Source organism: Yersinia vastinensis, assembly GCF_902726565.1.
GTDB classification, from domain to species: domain Bacteria; phylum Pseudomonadota; class Gammaproteobacteria; order Enterobacterales; family Enterobacteriaceae; genus Yersinia; species Yersinia vastinensis.
The window spans coordinates 82,413-109,249 of record NZ_CACVAF010000002.1 but is presented as its reverse complement, the minus strand read 5'-3'; the positions used below and the strand labels follow the sequence as shown (position 1 = coordinate 109,249).

Below are 26,837 nucleotides of genomic sequence, written 5' to 3'. Positions count from 1 at the left end.
ATGGCTTAGCCACAGGTTTACACAATGAGCGGGCAGTATAACTCCAGACATAACAATAATCTGGATTTATCTACCTAGTCTGCGGGATAAACCGTCAATAATTTGGCTATTGTGATTTAGGGGGAGATGTGGGAGTTAATATTTTGTCGGACGCAAATAGAATGTCAAAAGGGTTACGCGCGAACAGCGCCAGATGGTTGGGAGTGACTCTCCTGCTGTCATTATTCACTTCTCAGGCAATGGCTTTCTCGTTAGATGATGTCGCTAAACAAGCTCAGGCTCTGGCGGGTAAAAGTTTCGAAGCACCAAAAAGTAATCTTCCATCGCAATTTCGTGAAATGAAATTTGCCGATTATCAGCAGATTCAGTTTAACCATGACAAGTCATATTGGACCAAACTGGATACGCCATTTAAGTTAGAGTTTTATCATCAGGGGATGTATTTCGACACCCCGGTGCAGATTAATGAAGTCACGGCAACCAGTGTTAAGCCCATCAGTTATAGTCCCGATTATTTTAACTTCGGCTCAGTCAAACATGATCCTGAGTCCGTGAAGAATTTGGGTTTTGCTGGGTTTAAAGTGCTTTATCCCATTAATAAAGCGGATAAAAAAGATGAAATCGTCAGTATGCTGGGTGCCAGCTATTTTCGTGTGATTGGTAAAGGTCAGGTATATGGTCTTTCTGCTCGCGGGTTGGCGATTGATACCGCATTGGCCTCTGGCGAGGAATTCCCACGTTTTCGTGAGTTCTGGATTGAGAGACCTAAACCGAATGATAAACATTTGGTTATCTTCGCGTTACTGGACTCACCACGAGCTACCGGCGCTTACCGTTTTGTCATTTATCCGGGTCGCGATACCACCATTGATGTGCAGGCTAAAGTCTTCTTGCGCGATAAAGTCGAGAAGCTGGGGATTGCCCCCTTAACCAGTATGTTCCTGTTTGGCCCAAGCCAACCGTCTGCGGTATTGAACTATCGCCCGGCATTGCATGACTCCAATGGTCTTTCTATTCATGCTGGCAATGGTGAATGGATTTGGCGACCACTGAACAATCCTAAGCATTTGTCGGTCAGTACCTATACGGTAGAGAATCCTAAAGGATTTGGTCTGCTGCAACGTGGTCGTGAATTCTCACAATATGAGGATTTAGACGATCGTTATGATTTACGCCCAAGTGCTTGGGTGGAACCGCGTGGCGATTGGGGCAAAGGGAAAGTGGAACTGGTGGAAATCCCTACAGCGGATGAAACCAACGATAACATCGTGGCGTTCTGGACCCCTGATGTGTTGCCTGATGCCAAAACATCGCTGGATCTGAATTACCGTCTGCATTTTACTCGTGATGAAGAGAAATTACATTCATCGGATATTGCCTACGTGAAACAGACTCTGCGCTCAACGGGGGATGTGAAACAGTCAAATCTGATTCGTCAACCTGATGGTAGCGTCGCTTTCTTGGTTGATTTTGTCGGCCCAGTGTTGAAATCACTTGATGAAAATGCACCGCTGTCTTCGCAGGTCAGTATTGATGAGAACGGTGAATTAATTGAAAATTCAGTCCGTTATAATCCTGTTACTAAAGGCTGGCGTTTGACACTGCGGCTGAAAGTTAAGGATGCCAAAAAACCGATAGAGATGCGCGCAGCGCTGGTTAACGGCGATAAAACCCTGACTGAAACCTGGAGCTATCAGCTACCTGCCGATGAATAAGTCAAATCAATCCCCCGTACAGGATTACATTGCGGACTTGCCCCTGACTGCGCAGCAGCTGGGGGCGTTGCGTGATGCTTTACCTGAGGATGTGCTACTGGCCAGCACGCCAGATGCTATACCACGTGTGCATCAACAATTGGCCGCCAACATCTCTGATCCGGTGGCTTTCAGTGAGCAAGACAGTGCGTTGGCCTCTGTCAATGCGCGCTTGCAGGCCGCATGGCCAGATGCACTGAATGATGGCAAATTATTGGCGCGAGACGCAGAAGGGCGCACGGTTATTCATGCCATGCCGCCCATTAAACGTACCAGTATGGCGCCGCAGGCATGGCGCACCAATCCGGTTGGGCGTTTTTGGGATTCGTTGCTGGGCCGCAGTCCTGTTTCACGAGCACAAACTCACGAAGAAGCCGCCGCTGAGAAAAAATGGCGTAGTGTAGGTTCATTGCGGCGCTATATCTTGCTGATACTGATTGTGCTGCAAACCACCATCGCCACCAGCTATATGAAGACTATTTTGCCGTATCAGGGCTGGGCATTAATCGATCCTTTTGAGATCTGGCAACAGAACTGGCAGGTTTCGGTGATGCAATTACTCCCTTATTTACTGCAAACGGGCATTCTTATTCTGTTCGCTGTGCTGTTCTGCTGGGTTTCTGCGGGTTTCTGGACCGCGCTGATGGGGTTCCTGCAATTACTGATTGGCAAAGATAAATACAGCATCTCTTCCACCATTAAAGGGGATGAGGCGTTAAATCCGGCGCACCGAACGGCGCTGATTATGCCTATTTGTAATGAAGACGTGGAACGCGTCTTCGCTGGGCTGCGGGCAACCTATGAGTCAGTGGCTGCGACCGGGCAACTTGAGCACTTCGATATTTATGTCTTAAGTGACAGTTATGACCCTGATATCTGTGTGGCAGAACAGAAAGCCTGGCTGGAATTGTGCCGAGATGTTGATGGTCATGGCCGTATTTTCTATCGCCGTCGTCGGCGTCGGGTTAAACGTAAAAGTGGCAATATTGATGACTTCTGCCGCCGTTGGGGCGGTCAATATAGCTATATGGTGATTCTGGATGCTGACAGCGTGATGAGCGGTGGATGCCTAACGGGATTGGTGCGTTTAATGGAAGCCAATCCTAATGCCGGGATCATTCAGTCTGCTCCGAAAGCATCCGGAATGGATACGCTGTATGCCCGTATCCAACAATTTGCGACCCGAGTTTATGGCCCACTGTTTACTGCTGGCTTGCATTATTGGCAGTTAGGCGAGTCTCATTATTGGGGCCATAACGCCATTATCAGAGTCAAACCTTTCATTGAGCATTGTGCATTAGCGCCATTGCCGGGGGAAGGCTCGTTCGCCGGTGCTATTTTGTCTCATGATTTTGTCGAAGCAGCCTTAATGCGCCGTGCTGGATGGGGAGTCTGGATAGCTTATGACTTACCGGGCAGCTATGAGGAATTGCCACCTAACTTGCTCGATGAATTAAAACGTGATCGCCGCTGGTGCCACGGTAACTTGATGAACTTCAGGTTGTTTTTGGTTAAAGGCATGCATCCGGTTCATCGGGCGGTGTTCCTCACCGGCGTCATGTCTTATTTGTCTGCACCGCTGTGGTTTATGTTCTTGGTGCTGTGTACCGCGCTGCAAGCGGTGCATACCTTGATGGAGCCGCAATATTTCCTGCAACCGCGCCAACTCTTCCCGGTTTGGCCTCAATGGCGGCCAGAGCTGGCAATTGGTTTATTCTCTACCACCTTGGTCTTGCTGTTCTTGCCCAAGTTACTCAGTATCATTTTGATCTGGGCCAAAGGTTCGAAAGAGTACGGTGGGGCAATACGTCTGTTGCTGTCGATGTTGTCTGAAATGCTGTTCTCCGTGCTATTGGCACCGGTACGGATGCTATTCCATACGGTATTTGTGGTCAGCGCTTTCCTGGGCTGGTCGGTGCAATGGAATTCACCACAACGTGATGATGATGCGACCTCCTGGAGTGAAGCCATGGTGCGTCACGGGCCACAACTGTTACTGGGGTTAATTTGGGCGGGCGGTGTGGCGTGGTTGGATCTGCGTTTCCTGTGGTGGTTATCGCCGATTGTCTTCTCGCTGATTCTCTCACCAGTGGTCTCGGTGCTCTCTAGCCGCCGTACTTTGGGGCTGGCCAGTAAACGGGTTAAGTTGTTCTTGATCCCGGAAGAATACAGTCCGCCACGGGAGTTGGTGGCGACGGAAGAGTATCTGAAGCTAAATCATCAGCGCGCGCTCAGTCAGGGTTTCTTCCACGCCGTGATGAACCCATCGTATAACGCATTGGTCAGTGCCATGGCAACTGCACGGCATCATACTCGTGCAATTATTGAGCAAGTTCGTGTCGAGCGGGTGACTGCCGCACTGGAAGCCGGACCGGAAAAACTGGGTAAACTGCAACGTCTGGAGCTGCTCAGTGATCCTGTCCTGATGTCTCGCCTACACCAGCAAGTCTGGCAACAGCCGAAACAGTATCGAGTCTGGAACGGATATTATCGCCAACTGGCGCACAATATGCGGGCATTCCCTGTCGCGAAATCTTCGTAATCTTAAATATAAAGCGGGCATACATTTTGTATTGCCCGTTTTTTTAAGGCTTATTAAGTGGTTTTTTAACACTTTCCGCACGGTATCTTAACATGCCGCTATGATAAACTGCATTCCGCCCTGAATTTCAAAGAGCTTATTGCTCGATCGCCAATAGTGTAAATTCCATGCCCAAACCAACAAATACCTTAGTCGCTATGATACGAGTTTTCATGCTGGGGGCCGGTATCATGCTGCTATCTGGCTGTGGCAGCATTATCAGCCGTACGGTGCCGGGGCAGGGGCATGGACATCAATATTATCCCGGCGTGCAATGGGATATGCGCGACGGGCCATGGAAATATGTCACGGTGATTGATGTGCCCTTATCAATGATTGTTGATACTTTTATGCTCCCCATCGATGCCCACCACGGCCCATACGAATAAAAATAGGTGATATATGATACCCGCCATGCCGCCTGTAACTGATTTGCCGGTATTACCACAAAATGCAGTAATGCGTGTTGCCAGACCGACAGATAATCTTGATGTTATCAGTGAGATGTATTGCAGTGGTTTGGGGTTTACCCGGCTTGGTAGTTTTTATGACCATCAAGGATTCGATGGCATCATTCTCGGCCATCCACACCACGCTTATCATTTAGAGTTTACGCATCATCGTGGGGTAGAGGTTGGGCGAGCCCCCACGGCGGATAACTTATTGGTTTTTTATATCCCTGATGAGGATGTGTGGACTCGTCAGTGTCAACAAATGTTATGCGCAGGTTTTAGCACTGTAGCGTCCTACAATCCTTATTGGGATGTGAACGGCAAAACTTTTGAAGACGTCGATGGCTATCGGGTTGTATTGCAACAACGGGAATGGCCGTTATAGCGTATTAATCAAAAACCCGCCAAACAAGGGGCGGGTTTTTGAATCAAGCTTGGTTGATCAATGAGTCTCAGGCGGTCTGTTGGCCCTGAGTATTGTTCATCAAGCGGCGAATAGGCACGATAAGCAAGATAAGCACTGCAGCACAGATAACCAAGGCAATTGAGCAGCGTGCAAACAAGGTTGGCAGCATATCAAGTTGATCAGCTTTAACCTGACCACCAATTAAGCCTGCAGCCAGATTACCCAGTGAACTGGCACAGAACCACAGCCCCATGACCTGACCACGCATTCTGTCTGGAGCCAGTAATGTCATCGTCGCCAGCCCAATAGGGCTTAAGCACAATTCACCCAGCGTCAGCAGCAAAATACTCATCACTAGCCACAACGGTGAAACCCCTTCACCACCACTGCTAAGCACATGCTGTGCAGCAACCATCATCACGCCAAAACCGGCAGCGGCACATAAGATACCGATGACGAATTTAGTAATACTGCTCGGTTGAATGTTTTTCTTCGCCAATGCAGGCCATGCCCAGCTGAATACCGGCGCTAATAGAATGATAAACAGGGCATTTATGGATTGGAACCAGACTGTTGGAATTTCAAAGTTCATAACAGTACGGTTGGTATAGTCATTAGCAAACAGGTTAAATGACGTTGGTTTCTGTTCAAACGCAGACCAGAAGAATGCCGCTGACACCAACAGAATAAAGCACACCAGCAGACGGGCGCGGTCTTTACGGTTCATATTGGCAAAAGCGAACAAATAGATGAAATAGAGAGTCACCGAGGCGGCGATAACATACACCAGTAAACTAGCAACTAACACCGGGTTAATCGGAATAATACCTTGTGAAATTAAAGCAATTATCACCACGATGCCCGCTAAAATAGCGGTAACCCACTTGCCAACACCTTGGCGTTGGACTGTCGGTTTATTCCAACTTGAATCTAGACCGACTTCAGCGTCATAACGCTTCATTGCCGGGATAGCAAAACCACGGAAGATAAGCAGGGCCACCAACATACCTATCCCGCCGATACCAAAACCCCAGTGCCAGCCATGGGAGCGTAGCAGCCAACCCGAGATCAGTGGCGCAATAAACGACCCCATATTGATACCCATATAAAACAGTGAAAAGCCACCGTCACGACGGGCATCGCCCGGTTTGTAGAGAGTACCGACCATGACTGAGATACAGGTTTTGAATAAACCCGTACCGAGAACAATAAACACTAAACCAATAAAGAATAGATTGTTACCAAAGAAGGCGGATAGGGCAATCGACAAATGGCCCAAGGCAATCAGGATGGAACCATACCAAACTGCGCGTTGTTGCCCAAGCCAGTTGTCAGCCAGCCAGCCGCCCGGTAATGCAGCCAGATACATACTCCCGGCAAAAATCCCGACAATAGCCGACGCTTGTTCACGGGGCAGGCCCATACCGCCATCAAAAACAGTGGCGGCCATAAATAAAATTAAGAGGGGACGAATGCCGTAAAACGAGAAGCGTTCCCACATTTCAGAAAGAAACAATCCGCTGAGCGGGTAAGGATGGCCAAAGAACGTTCGACCGCCTTGGTTGTTAATCGTGGTTTGCATAAAGTCTTCCCATAGAATCGCTGTAAAATGAGCGAATAAGCCATCGTCGAATGTTACCTTTTTGGTGTTGCGACCAACTCTTAGGCTTAACACTCGTTATAGTAGAATTTAACGCAATAATAACGTCATTTTTTAATTTACATCGGGGTTATAGCGTATTTTTAGATGAAATGTCGATACGTCACGCATATCTCAGGGTTATGTTTCTGTCTTAAGGTGAATTTTGGCACAAAAAGTGGCCTAATTTCTTTGTGATGAGTGACTTATTAATTATATTTATCAATAAGTTAAAATAAATACTGATGGTTTTACTGATTATACTGAAAATTTTTAGCTGTCTTACGGTTGTTGAACCTCTCGTTGGCGCGCTTTTGAGGGCTGACGTTGTAAACACCAGTAAGAGTATATGGCGTTAAATAGCACAACGACCGCCGTGACACAAAAGACGGCGCGAAAGCCATAGCTGGCAGAAACGGCAGCACCCAAAAGTGGTCCACTGACATTCCCGACATCGCGAAATGATTGGTTATAGCTAAAGATTCTACCGGCGACCTGATTAGTACAATTATAAATTAATAATGTTTGTACTGCGGGAAGTAATGCGCCATCTGTTGCACCTAATAAAAAGCGCAAAATACCCAATTGCAGCGGGGTCTGAACAAAAGCCATTGGGATCAGAATTAGCACTGACAGTGCCAACATGGCAATCAGGATTCGCTCCGGGCCAATTTTATCGCCGAGTTTCCCTAAACGAGGTGCACTCATTAGCGCGGCGACACCGGGCACCGAGGCAATCATGCCGCTGACAAACGCCAGATTATGAATATCGCCTGCGAGTTCCCGGACATACAGCGTAAGAATCGGCGCAATAGACCCGGTCGCAATCTGGATAATCATGGTTGTGACAAACAGGCTGAGAATTAACTTGGGATTTTTTAGCGAGTTAAACACCTGCCGCCCGTTGAGCATATCTTTTTTCAACACTGGGGCAAATTGCTCTTTGACACACAGCCAAGTCATGGCGAAGCAGGCGAACAAAACTCCCGCAGTAATAAAGAAGACGGGCCGCAAACCATAACTATCTGCCAGTAACCCGCCAATCAACGGCCCAATTAATGCACCACTGACCCCGCCAGTGGAAAGTGTACCCAATGCCCAGCCACTTCTATTACGTGGGACTTGAGTGGCAATAAGCGCATTGGCATTAGGAATAAAACCACCCAACAATCCCAACAGTGCGCGTAGCGCCAAAAACTGCCAGATATTCTGTGCCATCCCCATCAGCACCATCACAATCCCCATGCCGAGTGCAGAGCGCAGCAGCATGATTTTACGGCCTTTACGGTCAGCAAGGCTGCCCCAAAACGGCGCTGCAATGGCAGAAAACAGGAACGTGATACTGAAAACTAAACCGGACCACATGTTGAGTGACTGGTGACCGCTCACACCCAACTCTTCCACATACAGTGGCAAGAAAGGCATGATCAAACTAAATGCCGCGCCGGTGAGAAAACAGCCTAACCAGGTGACAAAAAGGTTTCTTTTCCAGTTAACAGGTTGTGGGGCCGAGGTCATAAATTACCGATTAAGCAAGTGATTGCTTTGTGTCTCTTTATTCGTCGATAGGGGCGTTTGAAGGGGCAACAAAGCACAAGAAAAAACAGTTAGCTTGATAAGTATGCGCCCATAATGCATTTACATCAATGAGATGAATATGAGTTTTTATTAAAGTGGAATGAAGGTTTGAAAAGGTGAAATATGCTTATTCAGTTGGGGAATAACAGAATTTGGCGCGGCAATCTGAATGTTATATTTGATGCAGATGAAAGGCAGAAAAAAGCCACCCGCTAGTTGGAGTGGCTCAGTATCATATCAATTCTTAACGCGGATTCTTAGCGATAGGCTTCATTTTTGGTCACGGAATAACGACCACTGCCCAGCAACATAATGGCGACGCCACCCAAGAAGTACATGGCTTCGTTTTCCAAACCCCAAGCCCCCACCTGAGTCAGGGTAAAGAATTTACCCGTACCAACCATTAAAACGGCAACCAACAGATTGACTGCGTAAATAAAAGCGGCAGGGCGGGTAAACAGACCAAGAATAATCAGAAGTGGGGTAATAATCTCGCCAATGTAAACGCCATAAGCGACAAAACCAGGAATTCCCTGAGCCTGTAAAGACTCCGCTATCCAACTGGTGCCGTGCTGAATTTTTGCCACACCATGGAATAACATCAAAATACCAAACGTAAGACGTAATAACAGTTTGCCGCCGTCCGGATGGTTAGTTAACCGCGTGAACCAGAGATTAAGTGTTGCTAGCATGTGTATATCCTTATCAAGAAAAAAATAACCAGATAATAACTAGGATTAATTATTTGCATTATCAGTCAGATAAATACTATGTTTCTAGCGGATAAAACTGACAGATTGTATCAAAAAAATTGATATAAACTAATTCTCATTATCATCTGTAATATCTTTTTCGACTATATTATGCCCATGACTTCTGGGCATTAGGATAGTTACTCATACAGCGAAGGCGCACCTTCGGGCCGAGTTTTAAAGCGACGGTGTAGCCACATATATTGATCCGTAGCACGAACAATCTCTTTTTCCACCACTTTATTCATAAAGGCTGCGGCTTCAACTTCATTATCCAGTGGGAAGTTCTCCACCGCGGGCTGTAAAATCAGTTGGTAACCTTTGCCATCAGGTAATCGACGGGGAGTAAAAGGAATAATCGCGGGTTTCCCCATACGTACCAGCAGATAAGTCCCGGTGGTGGTGGCCGCTTGCTCAACGGCGAACAATGGCACAAATACACTGCTGCGTGGACCGTAGTCATGATCCGGTGCATACCAGATAATCTCGCCTTGCTTAAGGCTGCGGATCATCCCTTTCAGATCCCTGCGGTCTAGCATGGCTTTATTTGACCGCATCCGGCCCCATGTCTGCATCCAATCCATGGCTTTATTATCGTGCGGGCGATAGACTCCAATGCCGGGGTTATAGATGCCAAAAATACGGGCGCCCAGTTCCAGCGTCAGGAAATGCAAGCCAATCAACAATACCCCTTTACCCTCATCACGCGCTCGTTGGATATGCTCCAGCCCACTAACACTGCACCAGCGCTGAATGCGCCAATCTGGCCAAAACCATGCCATGCCCGTTTCAAATAGCCCCATACCGACCGATTCAAAATTCTTAACCAGCAGTTCATCACGCTCAGTTTGAGGCATATCGGGAAAGCACAACTCGAGATTACGTTGGGTAATTCGCTTGCGTCGTTTGAGAAAACGCATGGAAAAACGCCCAAGAGAAGTTCCCATGGTGTAAATAACCGGATAGGGGAGTAGCACCAGCAAGTAGAGAATACCGAGGCCGAGCCAAGTCAGCCAATAACGTGGGTGCAGTAGTGAACGATCAAAAGAAGGAACTTGCATATCTGTTCTCAGCGTCATTGTAATTCATTTAGACAGGTGACTATTTATTTCCGAAGATTCAGTCCTGTACCAATCTGTTCATCTGTCGTTTTAAGGTAGACTATTGTGGCATTTTTAGGGGCTTACAGGAAAAAAGACCGCACCAAAAAACCATTTTCACTCTTTTTTGTTGAATATTTCATCAGTCAACTCAAGGGTGTGATTATTCTTTAACCCGTGCTGATTGGGCTATTTTATCGGATTTAGCATGCAGACTAACTCAGCTAAACTATTGGCTGCCATTTTTTCCATCACTTTAGCCCGGTGGACTTCCACTGTTCTGACCGAAACACAGGCTTTGTCGGCAATTTCGCGATTAATCAATCCTTGCATAACCCACTGAGCAATCATCTGTTCTCTGGGCGTCAAAGAAGCATAGCGTTGTTGCACCTGTCGATTGTTCATCAGTTGATCCGATTGCACAAAACCCCGTTGCAGTGCTGCCATTAAGGGTGTCGTGGCCACGGGTTTTTGTAAGAAATCAACCGCCCCCCACTTCATTTGTTCAACAGCCTGTGGCACATCGCCATGGGCGGTAAGGAATATCACCGCCAACGTGCTGTTTAGCTGACGCATCTGGGCATAAACCTGAGTGCCATCAAGCAACGGCATGCGAATATCTAGCAATAATACGCCCGATAAATATAAATCAGCTTGTGCCAGAAATTCTTCACCGCCATGCCACACTTTGACTTTGTAGCCGAGGCTCTCCAGTAAAAAACGGCAGGCATCAGTGACAGCGATATCGTCATCAACCAGATGAATCAGTGACAAAAGTAAGCTCCTTGCTTGGGTTTATAGGTAATGTCAGGGTGACTAGCACCCCCAGGTGGCCATTGGGGGATTGGTGGTTACGCAATGAAAGACTTCCGCCCTGACTGTTTATCAGCCGTTGGCAAATGACCAATCCCAGGCCAAGGCCATCACTTTTGGTCGAGCGGAAAGGGGCAAAGGGCTGATTGAGCTGTTCCGCGGTTAAGCCCCCGGCATCATCTTGTAATGTCAGTGTCACCCGGTCTGTTTGTTGATGGGCATTTAACCATAACTGGCTGGCCCCAGCTTGTAAGCTGTTAGTTATCAGGTTACACAACACTTGCTCCAGTAATGTGGGGGGCAAGCGTAAGTCGATATGTGGATCGATATCGGTGTGAAGTTGACAGGGAGGTTGGTGCTGTTCGGCCTGCAATAATTGCCACAGGTGCATCAGCAGTTGATCCAGCGGCTGGTTTGTCGTGATGTTATTGGTCACCTGCACCTGTGTGGGTTTTTTCCCCACCCATAGACGCAAATTGGTAATAGTACCGGCCCCGCGCAGGGCCTGTTGGCTGATGTGCCCCAAAATGGGTAGTAACGGATGGTCATCTTGCTCTCGTTGCAGGCGAATGGCGCAGCCATCGGCGTAGTGTTGAATGGCACTGAGGGGCTGATTCAGCTCATGGGCAAATCCTGACGCCATTTCCCCCAAAATACTCAACCGTTGGGCTTGCTCCAGAGCGCTTTCTCTGATGCGAAGTTGCTGGTGCAACTGCTCTAACTGGCGACTGCGGCGACGGACTAAAAAGGCGACCCAAATATGATTGGCACCCAGCAACAGTAAAACCACGGCAATAGCGGCAAGCAATAATCGGTGCTGCTGCGCCCAATCTAGAATTTGCTGCCCAAAATGCGGTTGTTGTGGGTGTTGATTCACCGCGCGCAACAGGTTTTCTACCTGATTGGTTGACGAGGGCGCTCCCCACTGTGGGGCTTTATTGTTTGCCGGGGTGAGCAACGTGCGTGTCACATTATCAGCGAGTTCATCAGGGACGTGCGCTAACGCAGCAAATGACCAGTTTGGGTATAGCTCAGTACTGGTCAGGCAGGGAATGGTCGATTGCTTTGCTAATAATGGCCGAAAATCGCGGGCATGAACCAACCCTTCTGCTTGCATATCTTCCAACAAACAGGTGGGAACGATGGCGGCAGAAATGGCATGGTCGCGCAGGAGATAAATTAACGCATCAACGGGGAAACCGGTGAAATGCAATTGAAAATCTTGTTCAGGCTGTAGCCCCATATCACGCAACGCTTTGTATCCCAATAAGTAACCGCCAAAGGCTTCGGCGGAAACTGCGCCAACGCGTTTGTCGATAAGCGCCTGCGGCGAGTGAATATCACTGTCTGCGCGCACTAAAATCACACTGCCAATCACATTGCGACTGGTGCCATCCGGTTCATGACTTGAACGTAAAGACACTAACCAACGCAGAGGATAGTGATTATCAATTTGTACATATTGCGCCGGATTGGTGAGCAAAAAATCAATACGATTCTGCGCCACGGCGTTTTTCATTGCCGGTAAATCCAGCGGTAATAATTGAAAATGCTGCTCCGGCAATTGCTGATTCAGGCTATCAACCAAGGGTTGCCAATGCGTCTGTGCTTGGGCATCGCCACGTAATGCCAACACGCCAATCGTCCAATCTCGGGCATGGGCATTAGAAACACACAACCACAGCATTATCGCCAGTACCCTGAAGTTCATGATGTTCCTTTTTATGATCCCGATCGCAGTGCTCAATTGTCCTGGATCAAGTCCCTAAAGGGAATGTGGAAAACCACAATAGGGCTTCTGTTTGTCAATTTCTACAATCCTTATCACCAAGAAGATTCTTATTAAAAAGATGAGAAGAAAAATGGATCAAGGGAAAAGAGCATTTTTACAGCGGCTGGGTGTTTTAACCGCAGGCGCTGCACTGGTACCACTGGCAGATGCTGGCTGGCAGATGGAGCCGGTGCGAAAACACGGCGATATTAACCGGCGTTATGCCATGTTAATTGATTTACGACGCTGCATTGGCTGCCAGGCTTGCACCGTCAGTTGCGCTATTGAAAATCAACTGCCGCAAGGCCAGTTCCGTACCACGGTCAATCAATACCAAATTGCCCTATCTGGGGCTGACAGTGTGACTAACGTGTTACTGCCTCGCCTGTGTAACCACTGTGATAACCCGCCTTGTGTGCCCGTTTGCCCAGTGCAAGCAACCTATCAGCGCCAAGACGGCATAGTGGTCATCGATAATACACGTTGTGTCGGTTGCGCCTATTGTGTGCAGGCTTGCCCTTATGAGGCCCGATTTATCAATCACAGCACCCAAACAGCGGACAAATGCACATTCTGTGTTCATCGTCTTGATGCTGGTTTATTGCCAGCTTGCGTAGAGTCTTGTGTTGGCGGTGCGCGAATTATTGGTGATTTACGTGATGGCAACAGCACATTGCGCAAAATGCTGCTAGAGCATGCTGTCGATATCAAGGTGTTAAAACCGGAGCAAGGTACTCACCCACAGGTGTTTTATCTCGGATTAGACGAGATATTTACCCGGCCATTACAGGGCCAACCCGCACTTTGGCAGGAGGTACATGCATGATCCGCGAAATGTTAGCCCGACCACAGGACGTTGCTTGGCTGCCTTGGGCCGTGCAGTATTTTTTCTTTATTGGATTGGCGTGTGGTGCGGTGTTATTTGCCGGCGGGCAACGAATGTTTTCCCGCCGCAAGGGATTATCTCCGCAACAAAGCCAATTGGAGTTTTCCGCGCTGATGCTGGCAGTGACAGCAGTTGTCGTTGCTCCACTGGCGCTTAATGCGGATCTTCATCAACCGGCCCGAGTTTGGCATTTTTATGCACACTTTACGCCGTGGTCGTGGATGTCATGGGGTTCTCTCTTTTTACCGCTGTTTAGTCTCTGTGTTGTAGGCTATTTTTTTGCGCTAATTTATAGCCGCTTGAAAGCCAAACCCTTGCCGCGGTTATTGAAAGGGTTAGCCTTCCTTTGTGCGCTTTCCGCCATCAGCATTTTGCTTTACACCGGTCGTGAGGTGTCGGTGTTACGCGCCCAGCCGCTGTGGTTCAGTCTATGGTTGCCACTGTTTATTTTCCTCACGGCATGTCAGGCCATCCCTTCTTTATTGGCTATATGGCTATGGCGTGAGCCGCAATATCAACCGTTATTGGCACGTTGGCAGTTCATCAATTTAGTCCTGCTGGCCTTGGTCACTTTGTTGTGGGCCAGCGGAGATAACCTGTCGGCACAGGCTTTGCGCCAATGGGCTGCCCAGTCTGTGACTATGGCGGCTTTCCCTGTGGTGCTGTGGCTGATGTTGTTGGGATTGTCCCTCTTTATGTGGAAGAAAACATTACCCATTAGTGTTGTGGTGCTACAGGTGGCGGTAGCCCTGACACTGTGCTGGTCAGTACGGTGGTTATTACTGATGCAGACACAAACATTGCCTAAATACAACGTGCTCGCCAACCCTTATTCCCTGCCTCTTGGCAGCGAGGGATTGCTGGCAATTATTGGTACTTTCGGATTATGGATAGCAGCAATCATTACAATCCGCGAAAGTGTCAGATGGCTTGAACTGAAAGTATCAGGCGCAAACAGAGTTGAAGGGGAAAGACATCATGGCTAAGTCTACGCGGCGTCAATGGTTAAAAGGCGGTCTGGCCTTGGGGGGCGTGTTGGCATTCGGAGCCAGCTACCACGACGTGGCGCGTAAAACACTGGCCGGGCTGGTGGATGGCAGTGCCGGAAAACTCACTCTCGACCCTATCAGTGGGAATGCGTTGCCACCTGAAGGGCAAGTTGGGCCACAGTGGCGGGCCAATCCACAACAGGCGGTATCGATGACGCAATGTTTTGGTTGCTGGACACTGTGCGGCTTACGAGTGCGGGTCGATATCCAACAAAATAAGATCTTGCGTATTGCTGGCAATCCTTATCATCCATTATCCCATGATCATCACTTTCCTTATCAGTTGCCGCTAAGTGAAGCCTTACAGCGTTTAGGTGGCGAGCAGGGGTTGGCTGGACGTTCGACTGCTTGTGCTCGTGGCGCAACCCTGTTGGAAGGTGTCGATAGCCCTTATCGTATTACTGAACCGATGAAGCGAGTTGGGCCACGAGGCAGTGGTCAATGGCAGAGAATCAGCTTTGAGCAACTCGTCACCGAGGTGACGGAAGGCGGTGATTTATTCGGCGAAGGGCCTGTGGAAGGGCTGCGGGCAATTCGCGATTTAGTCACCCCCATTGATGCCAAACAACCGTCACTTGGGCCGAAAGCCAATCAGTTGTTGGTTACCAATGCCGGTGATGATGGGCGCGATGCTTTTATCCGGCGCTTTGCCAATCAGGCCTTTGGCACGAAAAATTTGGGTAGCCACGGGGCATATTGTGGGCTGGCATATCGTGCTGGCTCTGGCGCACTGATGGGGGATTTAGATAAAAACGCCCATGTTAAACCGGATTGGGATAACGTACGTTTTGCGCTGTTTCTCGGCACGTCCCCGGCACAATCGGGCAATCCGTTTAAACGTCAGGGCCGCCAGTTAGCCAATGCTCGTCAGCGTGATGACTTTAATTATGTGGTGGTTGCACCCGCTTTACCACTCACCACCACACTAGCCAATCAGCATAATCGCTGGGTGCCAGTATTGCCTGGTACGGATGCTGCTCTGGCGATGGGGATGATCCACTGGATTATCGAACAAAAACGTTTTAATCACGATTATTTGGCGGTGCCCGGTGAAACGGCCATGAAAGCCGCCAGCGAGCGCAGTTGGACGAATGCCAGCCACTTGGTCATCACCACTGAATCTCATCCGTTAGCAGGGCAGTTTCTGCGTGCTAGCCAGTTAAATGGTCAGCCAGTGGCACAGGAAGAAGAAAGTCCGGTGTTAGTGCAAGTGGCGGATGGCTCATTGCAGCCAGCCCCGCAGGCGCTTGAGGCGGAGCTATTTGTGACTCGGCAGGTCACTTTGCATGATGGGCAGCAGGTTCAAGTTCAATCGGGTATGACGTGCCTCCAGCAAGCTGCTACACGTTTCTCACTGGCGCAATACAGCCAGCAATGTGGCGTGCCGGAGGCCACCATTATTGGTTTGGCGCGCGAATTCACCGCCTATCAGCGTCAGGCTGCGGTGATTTCTCATGGTGGGATGATGGGCGGCAATGGGTTTTATACCACTTGGGCTGTCATGATGCTGAACGCGATGATTGGCAACTTGAACCTGAAGGGCGGAGTCTCAGTTGGCGGTGGTAAATTTGATGGTTTTGCTGATGGGCCGCGTTATCAGCTAGCCACCTTCAGCGGGATGGTGAAGCCAAAGGGGTTACCATTATCGCGCAGCAAGCAGCCTTATGAACAGTCGGAAGAGTATCAGCAAAAAATTCAGCAGGGCCAACCGGGCTATCCCGCTCGTGGACCATGGTATCCCTTTGTCGGTGGGCAGTTAACTGAGCAATTAGCTCCCGCTCTGGCCGGTTATCCGTATCCGTTAAAAGCCTGGATAAGCCACATGACTAATCCACTGTACGGGGTCGCGGGGCTACGTCATTTGATCGAAGAAAAACTACAAGATCCACATCAGTTACCCCTGTTCATCGCCATCGATGCTTTTATGAATGAAACAACAGCCCTGGCTGATTATATTGTCCCGGATACTCACAATTTTGAGAGTTGGGGATTCAGCGCACCTTGGGCTGGAGTGCTAGTGAAAGCCAGTACCGCTCGCTGGCCGGTGGTGGAATCACGCACTGCCCGCACTGCGCAGGGCGAACCGGTCGCCATGGAAAGCTTCCTAATTGCTGTTGCTAAGGCATTACAACTGCCGGGGTTTGGCCCCAATGCGATGCAAGATAGTCAGGGCAATGATTTACCGCTGGACCGAGCGGAAGACTATTACTTACGGGCCGCAGCCAATATTGCTTATGGTGGCGAAAAGCCGCTGCCTCCGGCAGAAGATGACGAGCTGAGATTAACCGGCGTTGATCGTTTATGGCCTGCTTTACAACAGAGTTTACACGCTGATGAACAGCGTCGCGTGGCCTACTTATTGGCGCGCGGCGGGCGTTTTGCCCCTTACGAGAAAAGTTGGAATGGCGAGGCGACTGGGCCACAGTGGAAAAAGCCGCTACAAATTTGGAATGAGGATGTAGCGAAACATCACCATGCCATTACGGGTGAGCGTTATAGCGGTTGCCCGACGTGGTATCCCCCACGTCTGGCTGATGGATCGGATGTCTTTGAACATTATCCGGCAGCGGATTGGCCACTGCGCTTGATGTCATTTAAATCCCATCTGATGAGCAGTTCTACAGCGATGATTGAACGCTTGCGGGCAGTTAAATCAACCAATCTGGTGGCGATTAACCCCATCGACGCTCATCGCTATGGTGTCCAACACGGTGATATTGTGCAGTTGACGACGCCGGGAGGCCAGATGGCGGTGCAGGTTAGCCTTTTGGATGGTGTGATGCCGGGGGTAGTGGCTATTGAGCATGGTTATGGACATCGTGAGATGGGGGCCAGAACACATTCACTGGATGGCATTATGATGGCGGCAGACCCGCGAATCGGCGAAGGTACTAATCTGAATGATTTAGGTTTTACTGATCCTACGCGAGAAATCCCCAATACGTGGTTGGATTGGGTAAGTGGTGCGGCTGTCCGGCAGGGATTACCGGCGAAACTGCAATTGATAAGTTAACACGCAAAAGCACCTATCAAGCTAATGAATAAATCCCTCGTTATTTAAGAGGGATTTATTATTTCTGAATTGGGATATTTTCAGTGTATAAATTAGGGATATAAATCATTACGGAAAAACAAACGATGTCAGTCGCGAAACTCAGTGCGAGTTTACTGCTTGCTGGTGGCCTGTTGGGCTACGTTGGTGCCTATTGGCAGAGTAAATTATTACTGATTACGGCTGCCATTGCCCTGTTGGCCGGTATTGTGGCATCCGGTTTTACCGATCGCGACATCGCTGGCAATAGTTGTCGCCGCCGGTGATTTAAAGGTGCTGTGGCGGCCAATAAAGGGGGCCACACTATGTACAATCATTCCTACCACCACCAAACCTATTCCCAACAATGATAACCCCGTTGGTAACGGTGCAGCCAGCCACAGCATCTCGCCGAGCAAAGCAAACAGCACCTCACCGGATTGGGTTGCTTCCACCGCTGCCAGTTTTGAGTAGTCTTTTTTCACCAGATTAGTCGCTGCAAAAAACAGCAATGTGGCAATAACGCCGGAAAATAAGGCTACTAACAAGGATTGATTGATTTGCATCTGTGATGGCCAGCCGGTCTGTGACCAGCCGTAGTACGATAGCAGCAACCAAAAAGGCAAGCTGGCGAGTGTCATATTGAGCACCCGTTGCAAGGTATCCACATCGCCTTGGCAGATATCCATCATTTTGCGGTTACCTAATGGATACATAAACGCTGCCAATGTGACGGGCAAAATACACCATAAAGCTTGCTGTAGGCTCAGAGCTTGCGCATGCTGCCACTGCATCAGTACCACACCAAGTAAAATTAATAATGACCAGCGCAACCCTTTAAAGGGTATCTTCCCCCGTACCTGCTGAGTGCCATCAGGCGTTGATATTGGTTGTTTAAATAGAGGGATCAGCAAAGAACCCGCAATGATGGTAATTTGCCATGAACCGGCGACCAGCCAACCCTCGCCATAAGCCCCTGCCAGACTGAGTGGGGCATAAAACAGACCGAAACCCACCGTACTCCACAGCAGATAGCCGGACCAATATTGGCGTAAGTGGCGCAAACTTTGCGCTAACTGGCCGCGCAGCAATACCAATAACAACAGCATCGGTGCCATAAAAATAAAACGCAGTGTGGCGCTCCAAACCCAGTTTCCCCCACCGAGATCCATGGCGCGATTAAGAATAAAAGTAAAAGCAAAAAAGAAAGAGGCTGCCAGACCATAACAAATCGCGCGCATTATCTTCACTCATTAGCGCTGAAAGGAATAAAACAGGAATATCGATAATTGCCGTTGGCGTCAAGTCTTACGCCACGGTCAAAAGCGCTAAAGATGTGCCGTGGCGGTGTTTCGGGTATGATATGCGCCGCACGGGGTGACCGGTGCCAAAATATCAGTTCTATTGCGCGATGACTTGCTATGGTTAGCTATCGAATGGCTGACGTAACCCATTGAGCAGTAAATAACTATTTTACAGTAACCTCTCTGAAAAACAGGAAAGTACACCATGCCAGTGTTACATAACCGAATTTCTAATGAGGAACTTAAAGCGCGCATGTTGGCTGAAACCGAACCGCGTACCACAGTTTCTTTTTATAAATATTTTACCTTGGAAGATGCGAAAGCCTTCCGCGACAGCCTCTATAGCCAATTTGTCAAACTCGGAGTATTTGGCCGGGTTTATGTGGCTAAAGAGGGGATAAACGCGCAAATCAGTGTGCCAGCCAATCGCTATGACGAATTTAAAGTCGCGCTATTTGCCTCTCATCCGGCGTTGGATCAAGTGCGGCTGAACGTGGCACATGAAGATGATGGTAAGTCATTTTGGGTACTGCGGATGAAAGTTCGCGAGCGTATCGTGGCTGACGGTATCGATGATGACAGTTTTGACCCCAGCAATGTCGGGCATTACCTGAAAGCGGATCAGGTTAATCAGATGATTGATGACCCTGATACTTTATTTGTCGATATGCGCAATCACTATGAATACGAAGTGGGCCATTTTGAAAACGCGATAGAAGTGCCTTCAGATACTTTCCGCGAGCAACTGCCGATGGCGGTTGATATGCTGCAACATGACAAAGATAAGAATATTGTTATGTATTGCACTGGCGGGATTCGCTGTGAGAAAGCCAGCGCCTATATGCTGCACAATGGCTTTAAAAACGTTTACCACGTTGAAGGTGGAATTATCGAATATGCTCGCAAAGCCAAAGAGCAAGGGTTACCGCTGAAATTTATCGGTAAAAACTTTGTTTTTGATGAGCGTATGGGGGAGCGGATCTCTGAGGATGTCATTGCACATTGCCATCAGTGTGGAACGCCAAGTGATACTCATACCAACTGTAAAAATGATGGTTGTCATTTGCTGTTTATCCAGTGCCCGAGTTGTGCGGAAAAATTCGAAGGTTGTTGTAGCCAGATTTGCCAGGAAGAATTGAAATTGCCGCAGGAAGAACAACGTTCTCGGCGGGCAGGGCGTGAAAATGGCATTAAGATTTTTAATAAGTCGAAGGGATTACTGCAAACAACGATGCATATTCCAGTGCCGGGTAATAGCCCAGATAAGAAGTAATCATACCTAAAGTTTTTGGTATTGCAGCGAACACTGCTACAACTTCAGGTTGAAAAGAAATACATCACTTAACCTGCTGGTGGTGCTATTAAAATAAGACGTTGTCGGTTATTTTATCCGGTAGCGTCTTTTTTTTGCCATTTTGAGCGGTGGCAGTTCTAATACAAGGATTAATAATGACAACACCTGGGGTAAGTAGCCAAGGTTTACGGTTAGTTGCAATGTTGGCAATGCTGGTCGTGATTATGGCTGGGATTAAGGCCGCATCACCTATTGTCGTTCCATTTTTATTGGCAATTTTTCTCGCTATCGTATTGAACCCTCTAGTTAAATTACTAGAGAAAATAAAAATCCCTCGAACCTTGGCTATTGTTTTACTGGTCACCATTATTGTTTTACTCATGGCATTACTCTTTAGCCGCTTAGGTTCTTCATTAAATGAATTTGCCCGTTCAATACCGCAATACCGCGGCATGATGCTCGAGAAAATGCGCGACCTACAAGAATTCGCGATGCGTTTTAATATTGAGTTTTCTGTGGATGACATTATGAAGCATGTCGATCCCAGTATGGCTATGAACTTTATTACCCGCCTACTGAGCCACTTGTCTGGCGCGATGGCCAGTACTTTCCTGTTGTTGATGACTGTCGTCTTCATGTTATTTGAAGTGGAGCGCCTGCCTTATAAAATGCAGTTGATGTTTGATAACCCCGAACAAGGGAATGCGGTTCTTAAAAAAGCACTGAATGGCGTAACGCATTATCTGGTGATTAAAACCATTATAAGTATCGCGACGGGGATTGTTATTTGGTTATTTCTGGCGGCAATGGGGGTAAGGTTTGCTTTCTTGTGGGGGTTATTGGCTTTTGTCCTGAATTACATTCCCAACATTGGCTCAGTCTTGGCGGCCATACCACCGATTATTCAGGCTTTATTGTTTAACGGCTTTGCCGATGCTTTTGCTGTAACCGGTGGTTATATTTTGATTAACCTGATCGGTGGCAATATCATTGACCCTCGAATGATGGGGCGAGGCTTGGGCTTATCAACGCTGGTGGTGTTTTTGTCATTAATTTTCTGGGGCTGGTTATTGGGACCTATCGGCATGTTGCTTTCAGTGCCGCTAACCATTATTGCTAAAATTGCCCTTGAGTTAACGCCTGCGGGTTATAAATTTGCGGTGCTGTTGAGTGATGGCAAACCGACCAAAATTGAGTCTGATAAGGCTGGTTGATGGCGTGATTTAAAACTGAAGAGGGCCACAGAATCTTATATCTGCTGGCCCGACCTAAAACGTCGGAAGCTATGAATGGAAATTAATAGAAAAAGAAATAAATATCGAGTGCTAACAGAATCAACCATAAGCAGATATAGAGTATCAGATGCTCCCGTACATTATTGATAACTATTGAGAGCAATTTATTTAACATACTCACTGCCTGTGGTTAAAAATGTCACTCATTATAAGGGGTTTTAATATTGTAAACAATAAGCTGACAGATGAAATGATCACATTTTAAAATGATAAAATAACGCATGAGATAATATATGTTGGCAGGGGAGTGAAAAAATTGGCTGCGAGGTCATACTTAAGAAATAAGTGAAATGTAACCGATCCTTTAACGAAAAAACATTTAACGCTATTTTTCCGGTTACATTATTTATAGCTAAAATTCACACTCTATTTTTTTATGAAAACTAATGCTGCTAGACAATGTGTTATCTAGACTAGAGTGTCGGCTAATATAAATATTTAAAAACATTATAAATAAAACATAGCTCTAGGCGGTTTCTGACTTTTATTTTCTCAGTAATATGACGTTTATGCGAATAAACAGTGCTGTCACTGATGTTCAACTTTCTGGCTATGCGATAATTGGGCATCTCAGTCATCCAATAGCACATGACTTTGTGTTCTTGTGGACTAAACAACGATGAAGCGCACGCAGGATTGAGATTATCTATATCATCTGAAAAGTCAGATAGCATTTTTAATAGTTTAGGTAAATGCCTCTTCGCCAAGATTGATACTGAGTCAGTTAAAGGGATAGGCGTTTCACTAAATGGGTATGATGCATCAAGATAAATATAAACTTTTGCCTGACTACAGCAACTGAGAAATTGCTCTAATAAGGGACAATGTCCACCGAATCGACAATATTGCGTTAGATTAACAATGATTATCTCGGGATTAAAATCATGAATAGCCAATGTTGCCTGTTTAACAGTAGGCACATCCATTAAATTAAGAGATATTGAGTTGTTTAAATAGGTATTTACCCCAGAGCGGGTATAAAAGCATTCGTCGATAATTAGTATTTTCATGTGACATACATCCTTGTCTAACAGCAACCATACCTGATTGCATACAAGGAGTAAGTTAATCCTCTGATGACTAAGACGTCAATTCGGGATTTACGAAGTTTTTTTACGGATTTTACGAATAAAGAACTGACAATGACTGTAGTTTAAGTATTTCATACTAAAGAGGAAATGTCAGCATAATGAATGAAATGCCGATGACTTATTTAAAGTATAAATAATCATCGGCAAACATTATGGCGGATTACAGGTACTTTCTAATGCGACTAATCAGCAAAACGAGATAATGAAAAAGCCGAAATGTCGATAGGTGACGGTTTATTTTGTGCGAATAGCGCCGCGATTTCACCAAGAGCGGTCGCAAATTTAAACCCATGACCACTTAACCCTGTCACAACCATAATGTTGGCGTTGTCAGGCAAGGTATCGATAATAAAATCTTCGTCAGGGCTCATGTCATAGCTGCATGCAGCACCGTGTAGACAAACCCCCACACCAGGCAAGAAATTACGTAAAAAGCTAAAGACTTCGGTGCCATCCTCAGTATAACTGCCGAAAGGTTTTCGTTGTGCGGCAGACTCAATAGGCTGTCCACCATTATGTTTACCGAGTTTCAGTTCATCATTTTGTGAGGGAAAACCGTAGTAATGGATATGGTCCGGTGTTTCTACCGTGAATGCCGGGAAATGGTTGTTCTCACTGTAGCGGCCATCGGCATGATACCAAGAAAAGACTTTTCGGACGGCAGTCACTGGCAGTTCTGGTAGCAATTCCTTGACCCAAGTTCCCGCGGTGACAACGACCTTATGGGCACTGTAAGTCCCGTCTATGGTCACCACATCAACACCGCCATCGAATGGCTCAATCGCCGTGACGGGGCAGTTGAATAGAATGCCGCAACCCGCTTCAGTCACCGCTTTTATCAGTGTTTTTATCGCCAGCTCGGAGCGCAAAAAACCAGCTTGGGGTTCGAACACACCAATATAATTATCCGGTAGGGTAAAAACGGGCCATTTTTCACGGACCTGCGCCGCATTTAATGTTTCTACTGGCAAATTATATTGTTGAGCGCTGTGCTGCGCATTTTGCAGGAAAGTTGAATCATCAGGCCCTAAATTCAGTACACCACAGGCTTGAAATAATTTTTCGTCTGTTTGGACTGAGAGTTGGTTCCACAGTGCTTGAGCACGTAATACTAAGGGAACATATTTCTCACCCTCGCCATATGCATGGCGAATGATTCTGGTATCACCATGGTGGCTCCCCGTCTGGTGTGGAGGCATGGCACTATCAACCATCAACACCTTTAACCCTGCTTGTGAGGCGTAATATCCAGCGGCAGAGCCAACAGAGCCGCTACCAATAACAATTAAGTCGTAATCCATATTTTGCACCTTGGGGACTATCACCGTTGACCTAATATAACTCTCTCTGGTTAGTAGGTCATTTTGAACCTAACAATAACCAAAATGATTTAAATTAAAGCTAGCAAGTCGCAATAAAAATTAAAACGCTAGTAATAGCACGGGAGTTAGAGGAGAAAAAGCGATGTTATCCCTATTAGGAGAGGAGCGCTTAATAAAAAGGCACCAAGTGATATTCACGGGTGCCTTTTTACAACGCTGGGAATTAATAAGTAGAAAAAATTAATGCTTACGATGATCAAGATCTTGATATTCTGATGACTCAATTTTAGCAATGCCTGCTTCTAAGATATTTATTAATTGGCGTGCAACATCAGTCGTCAGCCAGAGTGTTCTATCAACGAGTGCATCTTCTGGCGGTTGATCCATGGAAGACAGGTAATGAAGACGTATCATCATCGCGTCATATGCATCTACTGTGCTGATATCCCAACCTACGAGCGGGTGAGTCTGGATAACTTCATCATTTCTGTCCATAAAGACCCCTTATATAGTAGTTACTGACTGGAGTGACTAACGAGGATCAATGCGGCTCATTACTGAGTGAGCTTTTTTAGTATACGCAACCGCTGATGAATGTGGAGATTATCCACAGATCTTTACAAATTATTTATTTATCGATGATTAATTAATCAAGTATCGACAAAGACTAATATGGGGATGGAGATAAACAATTTAAAGGTACATATAAAAAAGCCGAGGAGCGACTCCCCGGCAAAAACAGCATTACCGTGGGTTACTCCGCATCGAACCAGTCGTCAGCGCTTTCCCATATTTCTTGTAATATTTCAGAGATCAGATCTTTATCTGTTTTAGCTCCGCCTAAAACAGAAAGATTATTGGCACCAGCATAACGAACTTGTACTGCGGTGGTTGTGTCCGGGAATTTATTATTCAGCCGTTTGCTCAATTCATGGGTTAGTGCTTCGATAGCACCAGCGGGTAATGGATTTTTTTTATCAATACTGACTTCAACACGCATATTTGGCCCTCCGAATATTTATACTGTTTATTTATACAGTATAAATATTCAGGCCGCAACTAGACGAGAGAAAAAGTTTTGACTGTAGAGAAAAGGCTTCTCTACAGTGTGTTATCACGCTTTAACAGACCAATTGATGGTTTGGCCCGCAAGGAAAGGAATAACAGATTCATTTCCTAATGGGATGTCTTCTGGCTGTTGGAACGGAGCCCGGACTAGCTCAACGAAGTCTTCGTTAACAGGCAAGTTATAGAAGTGTGGACCATTTAAGGAACAGAATGCTTCCAGATGCTGTAATGCTTTCATCTCTTCAAACACCGTTGCGTAAGCAGGGAGTGCAGATGGTGCGTTGAAGACGCCAGCACAGCCGCATGATGACTCTTTGCGATGTTTGGCATGAGGGGCTGAGTCTGTACCAAGGAAGAAACGGTCAGACCCGCTAGCGACTGCTTGGCGCAAAGCTTCCTGATGAGTACTGCGTTTCAGTATTGGTAGGCAAAATAGGTGAGGGCGGATGCCACCGACCAGCATATGGTTACGGTTAAACATCAGATGCTGTGGGGTAATTGTCGCCCCAAGGAAACGATTGCCTGCCAACACATACTCAGCCGCGTCTTTGGTCGTAATATGTTCAAAGACAATTTTCAGTTCTGGGAAATGGCGACGAATCGGTTCCAGAATTTGATCAATAAAGCGAGCTTCACGATCAAAGATATCGACGGCGGCGTCTGTGACTTCACCGTGAATTAATAGTGGCATACCTATCTTCTGCATTTGTTCAAACAGAGGATAAATGGCTGGAATGTCTGATACACCGTGAGTTGAGTTAGTGGTGGCATTGGCGGGGTATAGTTTGGCGGCAGTAAATACGCCTTCGGCAAAACCACGAGTTAGTTCGTTGACATCCAGTGTATTGGTTAAATAGCACGTCATCAAAGGCGTGAATTTATGGCCTTTAGGTGTTGCCGCCAAAATACGTTCCCGGTAAGCAATCGCGCTCTCAACTGTCGTAATCGGTGGCGTCAGATTGGGCATCACGATGGCGCGAGCGAATACCTCGGAAGTATAGGGGAGCACGGTACTGAGCATTTCGTCATCACGCAAGTGAATATGCCAGTCATCTGGGCGGCGAATTTTCAGGATGTTAGGTTGTGCAGTCATTCAACTAGCTCCGCAGTCATGATGAGGTATTGGGATTTTTATGCTGTTACTGGCGGGGTCTAAGGATAAGCGGAAAGTGCTCAGGATGCATCTGATTGTTAGGGTTAAGTTGAAAACAATGCAAAAAGGGCATCTTATAGAGAGGCTCGGGATAAAATTGCCCGATAGGGTGAGCGATTGATTAGCATGCAAATGTGCTGATTGAATGTATAACATGGGAGAATAACTATGGAAGTCCGTGTCATCGCCAGCTTAGTGGCAAAACCAGAATTTATCGCTGAAGTTAAAGCGGCAGTTCATCAAGTGATAGAACCAAGCCGTGAGGAAAAGGGGAATCTGCAATATGATCTCCATGCTGAAAGTGATCAGCAGGGTTCTTTTGTGTTTTTCGAGCGCTGGGCATCTGATGATGCATTGGAAAAACACAATAAAACTGAGCATTTTAAGGAGTTTGTTAAATCGATAGAGGGCAAGCTGGAAAGCCTTGATATAAAAAAAGTTAAGCAGATTGCCTGATAAATACGAAATAAAAAACCCGCCATATGGCGGGTTTTTGCA

At 47.1% G+C, this 26,837-nt stretch carries 23 protein-coding genes; 10 read left to right on the top strand and 13 right to left on the bottom strand.

Going from position 1 to position 26,837, the window contains the following annotated elements:
* The first annotated feature begins 161 nt into the window (after window positions 1-161).
* The 4 genes from HUZ92_RS03250 to HUZ92_RS03235 all read left to right on the top strand — a co-directional run bounded on the left by HUZ92_RS03250 (window position 162) and on the right by HUZ92_RS03235 (window position 5,172).
* Entirely contained in the window at window positions 162-1,715 is a 1,554-nt protein-coding gene (locus HUZ92_RS03250; RefSeq protein WP_050097187.1) for a glucan biosynthesis protein G, read from the top strand.
* Window positions 1,708-4,296, top strand: coding sequence for a glucans biosynthesis glucosyltransferase MdoH (gene mdoH, locus HUZ92_RS03245; RefSeq protein ID WP_145579696.1), 2,589 nt, complete (start codon window positions 1,708-1,710; stop codon window positions 4,294-4,296). The genes HUZ92_RS03250 and mdoH overlap by 8 nt, the downstream gene beginning before the upstream one ends.
* A 167-nt stretch (window positions 4,297-4,463) precedes the next feature.
* Window positions 4,464-4,724 (top strand): YceK/YidQ family lipoprotein, encoded by a 261-nt coding sequence (locus HUZ92_RS03240; RefSeq protein WP_072086452.1) that lies wholly within the window; start codon window positions 4,464-4,466, stop codon window positions 4,722-4,724.
* A 25-nt stretch (window positions 4,725-4,749) separates the two neighbouring features.
* Window positions 4,750-5,172 carry a VOC family protein gene (locus tag HUZ92_RS03235; RefSeq protein ID WP_230678309.1) on the top strand — a complete coding sequence of 141 codons (423 nt, stop codon included), beginning with the start codon at window positions 4,750-4,752 and terminating at the stop codon, window positions 5,170-5,172.
* A 67-nt stretch (window positions 5,173-5,239) separates the two neighbouring features.
* Here the strand turns inward: HUZ92_RS03235 and HUZ92_RS03230 are convergent, their stop codons facing one another.
* The 6 genes from HUZ92_RS03230 to ttrS form a co-directional block, all read right to left on the bottom strand.
* A complete protein-coding gene (locus tag HUZ92_RS03230; protein WP_050097189.1) occupies window positions 5,240-6,775 on the bottom strand; it encodes a peptide MFS transporter in 1,536 nt (511 codons plus the stop codon).
* A gap of 339 nt (window positions 6,776-7,114) precedes the next feature.
* Window positions 7,115-8,350 carry a multidrug efflux MFS transporter MdtG gene (gene mdtG, locus HUZ92_RS03225; RefSeq protein ID WP_145579695.1) on the bottom strand — a complete coding sequence of 412 codons (1,236 nt, stop codon included), beginning with the start codon at window positions 8,348-8,350 and terminating at the stop codon, window positions 7,115-7,117.
* Between the two features lie 317 nt (window positions 8,351-8,667).
* Window positions 8,668-9,102, bottom strand: a complete 435-nt coding sequence (locus tag HUZ92_RS03220) for a DoxX family protein (RefSeq protein ID WP_050097191.1) — start codon at window positions 9,100-9,102, stop codon at window positions 8,668-8,670.
* Window positions 9,103-9,302: 200 nt separating this feature from the next.
* Window positions 9,303-10,223 (bottom strand): Kdo(2)-lipid IV(A) acyltransferase, encoded by a 921-nt coding sequence (locus HUZ92_RS03215; protein WP_050097742.1) that lies wholly within the window; start codon window positions 10,221-10,223, stop codon window positions 9,303-9,305.
* 228 nt (window positions 10,224-10,451) lie between these two features.
* Window positions 10,452-11,036 carry a tetrathionate respiration response regulator TtrR gene (gene ttrR, locus HUZ92_RS03210; RefSeq protein WP_050097192.1) on the bottom strand — a complete coding sequence of 195 codons (585 nt, stop codon included), beginning with the start codon at window positions 11,034-11,036 and terminating at the stop codon, window positions 10,452-10,454.
* The gene (gene ttrS, locus HUZ92_RS03205) at window positions 11,014-12,786 is read right to left on the bottom strand and encodes a tetrathionate respiration histidine kinase TtrS (protein ID WP_145579694.1); all 1,773 of its coding nucleotides are present in this window, start codon (window positions 12,784-12,786) and stop codon (window positions 11,014-11,016) included. Before ttrS ends, ttrR begins: the two co-directional genes overlap by 23 nt.
* A 151-nt stretch (window positions 12,787-12,937) precedes the next feature.
* Between ttrS and ttrB the strand changes: the two genes are divergently transcribed.
* Genes ttrB through ttrA form a run of 3 tightly spaced genes read left to right on the top strand, consistent with a single transcriptional unit; the run spans window position 12,938 to window position 17,794 of the window.
* A complete protein-coding gene (gene ttrB / locus HUZ92_RS03200; RefSeq protein WP_050097194.1) occupies window positions 12,938-13,672 on the top strand; it encodes a tetrathionate reductase subunit TtrB in 735 nt (244 codons plus the stop codon).
* Window positions 13,669-14,718 (top strand): tetrathionate reductase subunit TtrC, encoded by a 1,050-nt coding sequence (ttrC, locus tag HUZ92_RS03195; RefSeq protein WP_145579693.1) that lies wholly within the window; start codon window positions 13,669-13,671, stop codon window positions 14,716-14,718. The genes ttrB and ttrC overlap by 4 nt, the downstream gene beginning before the upstream one ends.
* The gene (gene ttrA / locus HUZ92_RS03190; protein ID WP_145579692.1) at window positions 14,711-17,794 is read left to right on the top strand and encodes a tetrathionate reductase subunit TtrA; all 3,084 of its coding nucleotides are present in this window, start codon (window positions 14,711-14,713) and stop codon (window positions 17,792-17,794) included. Before ttrC ends, ttrA begins: the two co-directional genes overlap by 8 nt.
* 209 nt (window positions 17,795-18,003) lie before the next feature.
* On the opposite strand, the gene HUZ92_RS03180 is transcribed toward ttrA, so the two are convergent.
* Window positions 18,004-19,053: a DMT family transporter gene (locus tag HUZ92_RS03180; RefSeq protein WP_080990620.1), complete on the bottom strand. Its 1,050-nt coding sequence runs from the start codon at window positions 19,051-19,053 to the stop codon at window positions 18,004-18,006.
* A gap of 268 nt (window positions 19,054-19,321) precedes the next feature.
* Between HUZ92_RS03180 and trhO the strand changes: the two genes are divergently transcribed.
* Complete coding sequence (gene trhO, locus HUZ92_RS03175) at window positions 19,322-20,389, top strand: oxygen-dependent tRNA uridine(34) hydroxylase TrhO (protein WP_050097197.1); 1,068 nt, start codon at window positions 19,322-19,324, stop codon at window positions 20,387-20,389.
* A gap of 176 nt (window positions 20,390-20,565) precedes the next feature.
* Window positions 20,566-21,624, top strand: a complete 1,059-nt coding sequence (locus HUZ92_RS03170; RefSeq protein WP_050139678.1) for an AI-2E family transporter — start codon at window positions 20,566-20,568, stop codon at window positions 21,622-21,624.
* 82 nt (window positions 21,625-21,706) lie between these two features.
* Here the strand turns inward: HUZ92_RS03170 and HUZ92_RS03165 are convergent, their stop codons facing one another.
* The 6 genes from HUZ92_RS03165 to pyrC all read right to left on the bottom strand — a co-directional run bounded on the left by HUZ92_RS03165 (window position 21,707) and on the right by pyrC (window position 26,279).
* Window positions 21,707-21,820: a DUF2770 family protein gene (locus tag HUZ92_RS03165; protein ID WP_071988901.1), complete on the bottom strand. Its 114-nt coding sequence runs from the start codon at window positions 21,818-21,820 to the stop codon at window positions 21,707-21,709.
* Window positions 21,821-22,130: 310 nt separating this feature from the next.
* Window positions 22,131-22,715, bottom strand: a complete 585-nt coding sequence (locus tag HUZ92_RS03160; RefSeq protein WP_050097199.1) for a LuxR C-terminal-related transcriptional regulator — start codon at window positions 22,713-22,715, stop codon at window positions 22,131-22,133.
* A 263-nt stretch (window positions 22,716-22,978) separates the two neighbouring features.
* Window positions 22,979-24,097 carry an N-methyl-L-tryptophan oxidase gene (gene solA, locus HUZ92_RS03155; protein ID WP_145579691.1) on the bottom strand — a complete coding sequence of 373 codons (1,119 nt, stop codon included), beginning with the start codon at window positions 24,095-24,097 and terminating at the stop codon, window positions 22,979-22,981.
* 261 nt (window positions 24,098-24,358) lie between these two features.
* Window positions 24,359-24,613, bottom strand: coding sequence for a biofilm formation regulator BssS (bssS, locus tag HUZ92_RS03150; protein ID WP_050097201.1), 255 nt, complete (start codon window positions 24,611-24,613; stop codon window positions 24,359-24,361).
* 259 nt (window positions 24,614-24,872) lie between these two features.
* Complete coding sequence (dinI, locus tag HUZ92_RS03145) at window positions 24,873-25,118, bottom strand: DNA damage-inducible protein I (RefSeq protein ID WP_050097202.1); 246 nt, start codon at window positions 25,116-25,118, stop codon at window positions 24,873-24,875.
* Between the two features lie 114 nt (window positions 25,119-25,232).
* Window positions 25,233-26,279, bottom strand: a complete 1,047-nt coding sequence (pyrC, locus tag HUZ92_RS03140; protein WP_050097203.1) for a dihydroorotase — start codon at window positions 26,277-26,279, stop codon at window positions 25,233-25,235.
* Between the two features lie 228 nt (window positions 26,280-26,507).
* Here pyrC and HUZ92_RS03135 point away from each other — a divergent pair, with 228 nt between their 5' ends.
* Window positions 26,508-26,795: a putative quinol monooxygenase gene (locus HUZ92_RS03135; protein WP_050097204.1), complete on the top strand. Its 288-nt coding sequence runs from the start codon at window positions 26,508-26,510 to the stop codon at window positions 26,793-26,795.
* The last annotated feature ends 42 nt before the right edge of the window (window positions 26,796-26,837 follow it).